Origin of the sequence: Desulfovibrio gilichinskyi (assembly GCF_900177375.1) — a bacterium.
Classification (GTDB): Bacteria; Desulfobacterota; Desulfovibrionia; order Desulfovibrionales; family Desulfovibrionaceae; genus Maridesulfovibrio; species Maridesulfovibrio gilichinskyi.
In genome coordinates this window covers 642,248-654,282 of sequence record NZ_FWZU01000001.1, presented here as the reverse complement: position 1 = coordinate 654,282, position 12,035 = coordinate 642,248, and the positions used below count along the sequence as shown (strand labels likewise).

The 12,035-nt window shown below is 40.3% G+C and carries 10 protein-coding genes; 5 read left to right on the top strand and 5 right to left on the bottom strand.

The window, feature by feature from the left end; translation table 11 throughout:
* Positions 1-27: 27 nt before the first annotated feature.
* Positions 28-492 (bottom strand): ribosomal protein S18-alanine N-acetyltransferase, encoded by a 465-nt coding sequence (gene rimI / locus B9N78_RS03070; RefSeq protein ID WP_085098122.1) that lies wholly within the window; start codon positions 490-492, stop codon positions 28-30.
* A 133-nt stretch (positions 493-625) separates the two neighbouring features.
* On the opposite strand from rimI, the gene B9N78_RS03065 reads away from it, so the two are divergent.
* The gene (locus tag B9N78_RS03065) at positions 626-1,141 is read left to right on the top strand and encodes an NUDIX hydrolase (protein WP_085098119.1); all 516 of its coding nucleotides are present in this window, start codon (positions 626-628) and stop codon (positions 1,139-1,141) included.
* Positions 1,142-1,181: 40 nt separating this feature from the next.
* Here the strand turns inward: B9N78_RS03065 and B9N78_RS03060 are convergent, their stop codons facing one another.
* From B9N78_RS03060 to B9N78_RS18425, 4 genes are read right to left on the bottom strand one after another with little or no spacing between them, the layout of a single operon-like run.
* Positions 1,182-1,958 carry an inositol monophosphatase family protein gene (locus B9N78_RS03060; protein ID WP_085098117.1) on the bottom strand — a complete coding sequence of 259 codons (777 nt, stop codon included), beginning with the start codon at positions 1,956-1,958 and terminating at the stop codon, positions 1,182-1,184.
* 23 nt (positions 1,959-1,981) lie between these two features.
* On the bottom strand, positions 1,982-3,007 hold the full coding sequence (gene mreB, locus B9N78_RS03055; RefSeq protein ID WP_085098114.1) for a rod shape-determining protein: 1,026 nt from the start codon (positions 3,005-3,007) through the stop codon (positions 1,982-1,984).
* Positions 3,008-3,033: 26 nt separating this feature from the next.
* A complete protein-coding gene (locus B9N78_RS03050) occupies positions 3,034-4,062 on the bottom strand; it encodes a GAF domain-containing protein (RefSeq protein ID WP_085098111.1) in 1,029 nt (342 codons plus the stop codon).
* A gap of 3 nt (positions 4,063-4,065) precedes the next feature.
* A complete protein-coding gene (locus B9N78_RS18425) occupies positions 4,066-4,272 on the bottom strand; it encodes a DUF6485 family protein (RefSeq protein ID WP_085098109.1) in 207 nt (68 codons plus the stop codon).
* A gap of 285 nt (positions 4,273-4,557) precedes the next feature.
* On the opposite strand from B9N78_RS18425, the gene B9N78_RS03040 reads away from it, so the two are divergent.
* The 4 genes from B9N78_RS03040 to B9N78_RS03020 all read left to right on the top strand — a co-directional run bounded on the left by B9N78_RS03040 (position 4,558) and on the right by B9N78_RS03020 (position 12,027).
* Complete coding sequence (locus B9N78_RS03040; protein ID WP_085098106.1) at positions 4,558-6,303, top strand: hypothetical protein; 1,746 nt, start codon at positions 4,558-4,560, stop codon at positions 6,301-6,303.
* A 66-nt stretch (positions 6,304-6,369) separates the two neighbouring features.
* Entirely contained in the window at positions 6,370-7,431 is a 1,062-nt protein-coding gene (gcvT, locus tag B9N78_RS03035; protein WP_085098103.1) for a glycine cleavage system aminomethyltransferase GcvT, read from the top strand.
* Positions 7,432-8,212: 781 nt separating this feature from the next.
* Positions 8,213-11,272: a formate dehydrogenase-N subunit alpha gene (gene fdnG, locus B9N78_RS03025; RefSeq protein ID WP_085098098.1), complete on the top strand. Its 3,060-nt coding sequence runs from the start codon at positions 8,213-8,215 to the stop codon at positions 11,270-11,272.
* Positions 11,272-12,027: a 4Fe-4S dicluster domain-containing protein gene (locus B9N78_RS03020; RefSeq protein ID WP_085098095.1), complete on the top strand. Its 756-nt coding sequence runs from the start codon at positions 11,272-11,274 to the stop codon at positions 12,025-12,027. Before fdnG ends, B9N78_RS03020 begins: the two co-directional genes overlap by 1 nt.
* The last annotated feature ends 8 nt before the right edge of the window (positions 12,028-12,035 follow it).

Sequence of the window (12,035 nt, the reverse complement as noted above, 5' to 3'; positions counted from 1 at the left end):
ATGTTATATTAAATAGTTAAACAAAATTTACATATCCAGATCATAAAGAAGAGCATCTTCATTAGTATCCGGATAATATTTTTTGCGAACTCCAACCTGCTTAAAACCTAAACTTTCATAAAGGGATATAGCAGGAATATTAGATCTTTTGACATCAAGCAGACCTTTCACAACATCTATATCGCGGCATTGTTTTAACAAAGCCAGCATCAACCCTCTGGCAATTCCCTGCTTCCTGAAATCTGGATGAACTCCTAAATTGAGTACCTCCATTTCATCAAGAACTATTGAATACGCCAGATAGCCGACCAGAAGACCCTCTAATACATATCCAAGTATATAAAAGGCTCGTCGTTCAAGTCCAAGTTTAAACTGTTCCTCTGTCCAGTGGTAATCAAAACACACCCTTTCAAGATTCCGAATCTCATCAATTGATTCCAGCCCTACTTCGATTATCATTTGGTCACAAGTAGTGACTTCTGTGCTTTTCATATTGTAAACTATCTGTCAGTAAAACAGAACTAGAAGGTTAAATTTGTAAATAACACGGACTTGATTCTTTTACACGCAATTCAGTTGAATTGGAAGAACACGCAATCTATTAAAAAACAGTAATTTAAAAAAAATGAAAAATAAACCGAATCATGTCGAAGTTGTCGATATTAAAAATTGTCCATTTGCAAGAATGAATCTTACTGAAGTTCATAGACAGTCATTGAAACACAGATCAGTGATCGTTCTTATATATGATAACAAAGGAAAACTCTATTTACAAAAAAGAAGTGCAGAAAAAAAACATTATCCGGGACGATGGGATCTTTCAGCCAGCGGTCATGTATATGTTAAAGAATCATTTGAAGATGCGGCTTTAAGAGTCTTAAAAACAAAACTGGGAATAGAACACGCTAATATCAAAGAACTTACTGAACTGAAGGCTTCATCTGAAACTGGATACGAATTTATCAAACTATTTATACTGGATAAATTAAACACAGTTTCGCCACCCAATCCAAACGAAGTTGAATCCGGATTCTTCTACTCTATGAATGAATTGGGGTGGCTTCTTAAAGAATGTCGTGAACTTCTTGCTCCGAAACTTGTATATCTGAACGACATAAAAATGTTATACAAAATGAAATAGTTTTCACGCTAAAATGCAATGTGCCCGATATAGGTGAAAGCTATAAGCAAGATCTTAAGATTTTACCAAGTGGTTCATGAAGTTTAGAATTGGTTGCAAGAATACTGGATGAGAAAAGGTTAAACTCGTTATTCTTATAATCTGAAACAGTTCCGCCTGCTTCTTCAACAAGCAACCACCCTGAGGCTGTATCCCATGGCTTTAAAGCATTTTCATAATAACCGTCATATCTACCGCATGCCAGATAAGCCAGATCAAGAGCGGCTGCTCCAGGTCGACGCACGCCCTGAGTACTTAAAAGAACTTTACTCAGTGCCTTGGTAATGAAATCAACATGCTCTTCAATAGCGTAAGGAAAACCTGTTGCGACAAGCGAATCCTCCAGACTTACGCAGTCCGAAACATGAATGGGTTCAGCATTCATAAACGCTCCGCCGCCTTTAACTGCGGTGAAAAGTTCATTTAAAATTGGCAGGTTAATTATCCCGAGAGCAATAGAACCATCAACCCATAAGGCAACAGACGTTGCTATCATGGGCAGACCGTGAGCAAAATTAGTTGTTCCATCAATAGGATCAATTATCCACGTCCGGTCACCGAGTTTAGCATTTCCGGCGGTTTCTTCTGCTAAAAAAGAAGATCCGGGAAGTATTTTTGAAAGTTCTTCTTTAAGAAAAAGCTCAACGGCCAAATCGGTCTCAGTAACAAGATCAATCCGGCCTTTATGCTTAATATTTTTGGGTTTTTTCCACCCTTCCTTAATAATGTCTCCAGCTTCAAGAACAGCCGATGATGCTTTTTTAAGAATAGAATTCATTATTTACAGCCGAATGATTAAAATTAATTTATATAAACTTTTTCAAAACCTTTATCTTTTTGCAGACTTAGTCCTGTACCGCGGACAACCGTTGTCAGAGGATCATCATCAATAATAACTTTAAGCGTTGTTTCACGATTTATCAAAATATCAAGACCTTTTAAAAGAGCTCCACCACCGGCTAAAAGCAGCCCGTTGGTAGCAATATCACTAACCAGTTCAGGTTGAGTATTTTCAAGAGCAATCTTAACTGCTGTGACAATGGCAGCAACAGGATCAGAAATGGCTTCCCTTACATGAGCATCAGTAATTTCAATAGCTTTAGGCTTTCCATCAATTAAATTTCTTCCAGAAATTGTCATAGTAAGAATTTCAGGAAGTTCAATTGCTGAACCGATAGTTATTTTAGCCCGCTCTGCTGTATTTTCACCGATCAGTAATTTAAATTCATCCTGAACGTAGCGCATGATAGCTAAATTCATTTCGTCACCAGCAACTCGCACGGACTGACTGTGAGCAATAGATGAAAGGGTAATAACGGCAACTTCAGTTGTTCCGCCGCCGATATCAACAACCATGTTACCTTCCGGCTCATGAATATTAAGTCCGGCACCGATTGCTGCGGCCATCGGCTCTTCAATGAGGCGGACTTCACGCGCTCCGGCCTGTTGACCCGATTCAATAACCGCCCGCTTTTCAACCTGTGTAATTCCTGTCGGAACACAAATAATGATCTTCGGCTTAATAAGATTACGTTTATTGATAACTTTCTGGATAAAGAAAGATATCATTTTTTTTGTAACCTCAAAATCAGCAATAACTCCGTCTTTCATAGGACGTATGGCTCTGATTTTATCCGGAGTTCTTCCAAGGTACTCTTTTGCTTCCTTTCCTACCGCAATAACGGAATCATCACGTGCATCAAGTGCAACAACAGACGGTTCATTTAAAACAATACCGTCTTTAGGTGTATAAAGAAGTGTATTGGCAGTACCAAGGTCCATGGCAAGATCTTTGCCCAAAAAGCTTATAAATCTAGCCCATAACATATAATATAGCCTCTTCTGTGAAGGGATTAATTGTCATTTATCAAGATAGTAGCGTTATTCTTTGCAGGGGTTACCTTCTGCAAAGCTGTCCGCGCTTCAACGAGCTTACTTTTTAAAAAAAGATTCTCGAGAAATTGCGTTAAATATTCAGAAACCATAAACAAAAAGTCTTTAAGATCTTCAGAAATTTTTAACGGGCTTTCATTTGCCAGAACTAAAACACCTCGTGTTTTTTTCTGAAAAACAAGCGGTAGGCAAATTACACTTAAAAATTCCTTAGTAGCGGCACTGGCTCCCAGCAATCTTGAGCATGCCTGTCCCTGACTGTTTTCATCAATAAAAATAGATTCTTGATTTTTATACACCCAACCGACAAGACCACTTCCTATCGGAAATGCAATTGATTTAGAGTCTCCTTTGTGGAGTATAGGTTTATTCTCACCTTCAACATAAAACGAAGTTCCTCGTTGATCAATAACCGTTAAAAAGGCATGAGAATAAGTACTGGCTGCAACCGTCATTTCTAAAAGATTATTTAAAAAGGCATCCCATTTAGGCTGTCTTTTCCGAAGGTCATGAAGCAATTTTAAAGTCAAAAAATACTCATTCTTCTTGCCTTCAGCATCGGCAGAACTGATGCACGTAAGTATCGAAGCTATCATTTTACCGAATTGAGAAAGAATTTTTAAATCCTTGGTACTGAAAGAATATGTCCGTTTACTGTCTAAACAGATAACTCCAAGTGCATTATCAAGCGGAGTTCCCATGAATGCTTTAATCTTTCCATCTTCCTTTGTACCGTAATAACCGAGCGGGGTTGCCCCTTTTTTATCCATGTTATTGATAAAAAGAGGCTCTTTTTTGTTAAGAACAATTCCGGACAGACTCTTAATCTGCAATGGACTACCAATGGGATTTACATCATCGCCAAGGCTGAAAAATGTCGAAAGTCCATAACCGTGTTGTCCGTCAGGCAGGTACAATACAACAGTATGCGCTTCAAATACATTGCAGACAATGCTGAGAATATTTATCAAAATTTCATTTCTAGGCATCGTCTATTTATCCCTGCACTCAATAAAAAAGTCTATACTTCTATTATATGTTTTTTCTTGCTCGGCAGTGAAATAGCACGCGGGCAACTGATCTTTCTTACGATGATAATGCACGCAGTCGCAGCAACGGCCATGCCTCGGGCAACCTGCGTATGTACATGGACACTCAAAATCTTTCTTTTCTTGGTTGTTACATTTATCAAAACTCACTGCTATCAATCCCTTATATTAAGATTCCAGTACATTATTTTAATTTTAAATCAAATTCTTACTAGTCTTATTTGAAAGACTCATTGCGGTCAATAAGCTATGCTTTTGTCAGGCAGAATTTCTATACAAAATCTAGAAAAAATTCATTGTAATTCTTTACGGTTCGATATATTCATTAACTCATAAAATAGTTATTAATATAGTTTACTTTTTTAACAAATAATTTTTTTTAGAAAAATGGAACTGATTAAGTTTTCAAACCTTCGATATCTGTAGGGTTTATTTATGTGGCAGGAAGCTTTTTCCAAATTTATGGGAGTGAGTCCCGAAGAAACGGCTGTTAACAGTGATGAACTCTATAATCTTAAATCCCTTGATGGGATTAGACTCTACCTTGATCATGTTCACATAAAAAACTGTCTCCTGCGTCCGTATTTTGAACAACGCGATTCTTACCCCCTTGTTGATGCACGCGAACTGCTCCCTTCTTTTGAAGTAGATTTATACGAATACAAAAAATTGCCGGGTTTCAGCATGGTAGTGCTTGAGCGTCCGATTAATTACTTCCACGAAACTTTTCAATTTGACATACTGCACAAGCCTGTTCTTGAAAATGACTCTAAAGAGTCAAACTCATGCCCGCGTTTTAATTTTATTAAAAAAAACAATATTGAAACCTTTGAAAGCAGACTTCCTAAAAGATCACATAAAGATTTTTTGAATGAGTTCGGCTCTTCCGATATTTCTACTATTGAAAACTACGGAAAAATCCTTCCGTATCTGCTTGAAATTGAACGTGCGCATGTTATGGCACAAGATGAAACAGGCAAATTTTATCTTTCAGGTATCTTTGGATCTCTGCCCTCCGATTTGGACACAGAACTTAAACGATTCGGAATCAAAATCAGGAAGTTTAAACCCGGCAGCAATAATTTATATGAGTTGAACAGACTTTTTGTTTACACTTTCCTTATGGAACTTCATGGTTTTCCAATTGTTTCTGAACGGAGAACATCATCAGCGCTTTTCGCCCGCCGCCTTTTCAGGATGGGTGAAAGATTTATGGTCAGGGTACTTGGACAATCAGATAGAACCATAACATCCTTATTCTCACATCCGAAAGCAAAGCATTATCCACGTGTTGAAAAAATTGCTTTAGTGCAAGTAAGCCCTGAAAATAAGGAAACTTTAGCTGAACTGAAAAAAGGCGGATTTTTTGTTGATGTCAAAAAACGTGTAGTTATTCTAAAAGTCAGATACCGCCAGCACAAATTTAATATGGAAAACGTCCGTGAAGATCGTGCATTATCTGTTTACAAGCAGGAAGTAATTCACCCTTTAACCGGTGAATGCTCTACCAAATTCAATATTATTAAAGATGCCAGCAGCATGACTCTGCTGTTAAACGATATTGTACGCGGTGAATATGCAGGCAGTATTGTTTATAAACGAAATGAGCTTATTCAGGATACAGAAACACACGAACGACGCTTAAAATTCCTTTTTGCATGGCTTTCCAAACATCAGCGCAGAATTGTCGGTTATTCCGAAGAATTCTATTCCGGTGTTGTTAAAGTTCTGGACAGTTATCTGCTTACACCGGATAATTATGAACAGTTCAACGATCTGTCAGATTTATATCAAGAAGTATGGTCTAAATACAGTTACATCCAGCAGGCAAGAAAGCTGAAAATCTTAGAAGATCTTAAGGGCCGAGTATTCCGGGGTAAAAAAATTTCCTATCTGGAAATGCTTCAAGAAATGACCGGGATTATGAATGATCTTAAGTTTGAAATAGTAAACTATTTTGACAAACTTGTGGCAACAACTCTAAGTATAGGTGACAGAGTTCTAAATGACCCTTATCTCAGGCGTACATATATCACCTGCCCTGAAGATACCCTTACTGAATATGGTCTTAAAATAAAAAAATATTATGGACGTTTAGTCGTTCTTCTAGATGAATTTAAATCAATTCGGAAAAGTCGTACTAAATACGAGGACGGAACAGTTGTAAGCGGAATGTTTTAATCTCAACCCAAAAGAATAGGCTGTTTCAAGCCTAAATAAACTATCAGTTTTGAACTGGAGGATAATTTGTCATCTTTACGCACTACCCCCCTTACTGAATGGCACCGTGAAAATGGAGCTAAACTTGTTCCTTTCGCCGGTTTTGAAATGCCTGTTCAATATCAAGGTATTATCATAGAGCACAAACATACCCGCGAAAAAGCAGGTGTCTTCGATATCAGCCATATGGGCGAATTCTTACTCTCCGGAAAAGGAGCAAAGGATGCTCTCAATAAACTGGTAACGCAAAATCTTGACACACTCGCCCCCGGTAAATGCCGCTATGGTTTTTTGCCAAACGAAAAAGGCGGAGTTCTAGACGACCTTATTATCTACTGCCTTGCTGAAGATTCCTACATGCTTGTTGTTAACGGAGCCTGTGAAGAAGGCGATTTCAACTGGATAGACAGTCATCTTCCAGATGGAGTTAATTTCGAAAACATTTCTTACGAAACAGCTAAAATTGACTTACAAGGTCCACTTTCTTTAGATGTCCTTGAAAAAGTATTTGGTAGAGAATTTAAACATCTTAAATATTTCAACTTTGAACAAACTGAATTTGACGGTTATAAGCTCATTATCAGCCGTACAGGTTATACAGGCGAACTTGGCTATGAATTCTACCTCCCTGCTGACAAGGCTCAATCCCTTTGGGAAAAACTTGTTGCTGTAGACAGTGTCGAACCCATAGGACTCGGAGCACGTGATACTTTACGCCTTGAACTCGGATATCCACTCTACGGTCAAGATTTGGATACTGATCATAATCCGCGTGAAGGCGGTTACTCCTTCGTACTTTCTGACGATGCTTTCACGGACGTTAAAGAAATGTTGATTCCTTTAACCATTGAAGGCCGTCGCTCAGCAAGACATGGAGACAAAGTTCTTCTTGATGGTAAAGAAGTCGGAATTGTTACCAGCGGCTCTTTCTCTCCGACTTTAGGGTATTCAGTAGCTCTTGCTTATGTTAAGGCCGAAGTTGCAGATGCAGAAACATTTATAGTCAAAGGAACACGCACAGACCTGACTGCTGTGAAAAGTGAACTTCCATTCTATAAAGCTGGAACTGCACGCAAAAAACTTGATTAAAGCTTACAAAGATAAATCTTAATCATTATGCTTACGAACTCCCGCATTCATTTAAAATGTTTGCGGGAGTTTTTATTATGTCGAAAATGAAACAATAGTTTTCTGCCAGTCATTTAAAATACAATTAAACAATTAATTTAGTATATTAAGTCACAATAAAACAGATTAATTCTGTTTCATACCGCCTTTTGGATTTTAAAAGTTTTAACTCCTCAAACACTCTTTTATTGTATATATCCTTAAATACCATATACTTAGAATAACAATTATTCATTTCTGATTAATCACTAAAACTTGCAATTGTGTCAGTCGCACAACAAGCAAGTTTTTTTTTAATCTTTTTAGCTATGTGTATAGTTTGAATTTACGAGAATTGAAATTTTCTTTTTTTTGACTGTTTTTTATTTTTAAACCTTTCAATTATTAGTTTTTTCTGAACTGTACTGTTTTTAAGTGACATTTGAAGGATTAAAACATCTTAACCTTAATCGATCAGAGATGAATGAATTCATGAAAAATCTGAACAGTTCAAACAAATCAATTGAGGTCATAACGTTTCAATTGCCCTTTAATGGTCTTGGCATTTCGCTGGAAATTTGCGCTGCGGCAGCGGAGGAAATGGAAATATGCTATTTTACATATTCTCATTCTCACGCACCTCTAATGCTTGGGGACTTTTTTAACCGCCCTGCTCATGTCAATTTATCCGGCTACCATTTGCAAGTCACTCAAGGGCGAGAAATTCGTGGAAGATAACCAGAACAAAATTTAAGGAGCGATGATGAGAATTAATCGTAGAGATTTTGTGAAACTTACAACGGTTGCAGCCGCCGGGCTTGCTGCTGTTCCGGCTTTCGGCGGACTCAGTAAGGCTTTTGCAGCTCCGGCTGTTGATCGGGCTAAAAACCTTGATCCTAAATGGACCAAACAAACCACTTCAGTCTGTGCTTTCTGCTCTGTCGGTTGCGGTCTTTTAGTAAACACCTCACTTGAAACCAAACGGGCAGTCAACGTTGAAGGTGATCCTGATCACCCTATTAATGAAGGCTCGCTTTGCGCTAAGGGAGCAAGCTCTATTCAGATGACAGAAAATCCGGATCGTCCCGGAAAATTTCTGTACCGCGCACCTTACGGTGAAGAATTTGTAGAAAAAGATTGGGACTTTTGCAAAAAACGTATTGCCCGTCTTATAAAAGATTCTCGCGACAAATCTTTTCAGGAAAAGAATGATAAAGGTCAGGTCGTTAACCGCACCATGGGAATCGCTTCTCTTGGTTCAGCTGCGCTGGATAATGAAGAATGTCTAGCTATGCACAGCTTCATGCGTTCTTTAGGCCTGGTCTATGTTGAACATCAGGCAAGGATCTGACACAGCGCAACAGTTGCGGCTCTGGTAGAGTCGTTCGGACGCGGCGCGATGACAAATCACTGGAACGATTTACAAAACAGTGATTGTATTTTGATAATGGGCAGTAACGCTGCCGAAAATCATCCAATTTCCTTTAAATGGGCTGTAAAAGCACAGCAGCGCGGCGGCAAAATCATACATGTCGACCCACGCTTCACACGCACATCAGCCAGATCTGATGCTTATATTGCTTTACGCTCAGGTACTGATATCGCTGTCCTCGGCGGTATGATCAACTATATCATCAATAATAAAAAGTATTTCCTTGAATACATGGTCAACTATACCAATGCAGCTTTTATAGTTGGCAAAGATTACGGATTTAACGACGGTTTATTCAGCGGATTCAACCACACCACCAATTCATACGACCAGTCAAAGTGGGCTTTTGAACTTGATGAAAATGGTGTTCCGAAACAAGATAAGAGTTTGAAAAATCCTCGTTGTGTATTCCAGATTCTTAAAGATCACTACTCACGGTATACACCTGAAAAAGTTTCATCTATTTCCGGTGTTTCAACTAAGGATCTTGAATTACTCTACAAGACATACACAGCTACCGGCGTGAAAGATAAAGCCGGAACTATCATGTACGCAATGGGCTGGACGCAGCATTCAGTCGGAGTTCAGAACATTCGCGCCATGGCAATGATCCAGCTAATGCTTGGTAACATAGGTATTGCCGGCGGAGGTGTTAACGCACTTCGCGGTGAATGTAACGTTCAGGGTTCAACTGACTACGCTCTCCTTTACCATATCCTTCCCGGCTATCTTAAAACTCCGCTTGCAGGTCAAGATACTCTTGAGCAATACAACAATACTTATACTCCTGCCAGCAAGGACCCGGAAAGTGCCAACTGGTGGCAGAATTATCCTAAGTACTCTGCCAGCCTTATAAAGGCGATGTATTCTGAGGACACACCGGAAGAAGGATATCAATATCTTCCTCGTCTGGATTCACATAAAGCCAGTGTCTATTCATGGATTCCACTGATCGACAGAATGTATGAAGGCGGATTTAGCGGCGGTCTTGTATGGGGAATGAACCCTGCGTGTTCGAGTTCTGACTCATTTAAAACCCGTAAGGCTCTCAGCAAACTGGACTGGATGGTCAACGTAAACCTTTTCCGCTGTGAAACAAGTGACTTCTGGAAAGGTCCGGACATGGACCCAAAGAAGGTCAAGACTGAAACATTCTTTATCCCGTGTGCTTCTGCTATTGAAAAAGAAGGATCAGTCTCCAACTCAGGTCGCTGGATGCAATGGCGTTACAAGGGACCTGACACCTTTGGTGATGTAAAGACTGACGGTCATTACTTCCACGAAATATGGGAAGAGCTTGTTCACCTTTATGAAGCCGAAGGCGGTGCATACCCTGAACCGATCACACATTTAAGTTTCAATAATATGTGTGAAAAGAATGAAGAAGGTAAGTACGAATTCAGTGCTCAGCAGACAGCTAAACTTGCAAACGGATGGTTCACAAAAGATACTGTCGTAAACGGTAAATCATTTAAAAAAGGGCAGCAGGTTCCGAGCTTTGCTTTCTTACAGGCTGACGGTTCAACAACTTCCGGTAACTGGCTGTATTGCAACTCCGTAACCGATGAAGGCAATAAAGCTGAACGGCATGATGCTTCTCAGACTAAAGAACAGGCAAAAATCGGTTTGTTCCCTAACTGGACATGGTGCTGGCCTGTTAACCGTCGTATTCTATATAACCGTGCATCTGTAGACTCCAACGGTAATCCTTGGAATCCGGAAAAACCTGTCATTGCATGGAACGGCACAAAATGGATCGGCGATGTTCCTGATGGCGGATGGAAGCCCGGAACAAAACATCCATTTATCATGCAGAAAAATGGCTTCGGACAGCTGTTCGGCCCAGGTCGCGCTGATGGACCGCTTCCTGAATACTATGAACCGCTGGAATGTCCGGTTGCAGACCATCCATTCTCCAAGCGTCTTCACAGCCCGACAGCTGTGCAGATTCTAAGTGAGAAAAAAGCAGTTTGTAACCCGCGCTATCCATTTGTCGGAACAACTTATCGTGTCACCGAACATTGGCAGACTGGCTCAATGACCCGCTGGCAATCATGGCTCGTTGAAGCTGAGCCGCAGATGTTTGTAGAAATCAGCCCGGAACTGGCTAAACTTCGCGGAATTGAAAACGGTGACAAAGTCACAATTGAAAGTATTCGCGGTTCACTGTGGGCTATTGCAATGGTTACCGAACGAATCAGCCCTTACTTAATTCAAGGGCAACAGATTCATATGGTCGGTATGCCATGGCATTTCGGATGGGTAACACCTATCAACGGCGGAGACTCCGCTAATATAGTTACTCCGAACGTCGGCGACCCGAATACCGGTATTCCTGAATATAAAGCCTTTATGGTGAATCTGCGCAAGTGGAAGGAGGGTGACAGATAATGAACGGTAAATCCTTTTTTGTAGACCTCACTCTCTGTACCGCCTGCCGCGGTTGTCAGGTAGCCTGCAAGCAGTGGAAAAAACTGCCTGCGGAACATACTCGTAATGTGGGATCACATCAGAACCCGCAGGACTTGTCTTCTAAAACTATTCGCCTTGTACGCTTTAATGAAGTGCATGATGATAAAGGTAAGCTGAGCTGGCTGTTCTTTCCTGAACAGTGCCGGCATTGTATTGAGCCTCCATGTAAATACATGATCAATATGTATGCGCCCGGAGGAGTAACTCAAGACCCTGAAACCGGCGCAGTTGTAATGACGGATAAGGCCGTCATCATACCGGGTAAAATTACAAGTGAAGAGATCTGCCCTTACAATGTACCGCGTCAAGACCCGAAAACAGGTCTGTGGAACAAATGTGACATGTGCATAGACAGAGTTGAAATGGGTATGCTTCCTTCGTGTGTGAAGAGCTGTCCGACCGGAACCATGAACTTCGGTGATCGTGATGATATGCTCGCGCTTGCGAATAAGCGTCTGGCAGAGGTTCAAAAGACCAAGCCGAAAGCTTTCCTTGCCGACCCTGAAGATGTTCGGGTTATCTACCTGTGCGAATCAGCACCGGAAAATTATCATGATCATCTTCTGGCTTCAGCTGAACAGCGTAATACTATGATGGCTCATGGCCCTGTTTCTACAAAGCAATCACGTCGCGGTTTTTTGAAAGCGGCTGTCGGTAAAAACAACAAAGCCTAACTGGGCAC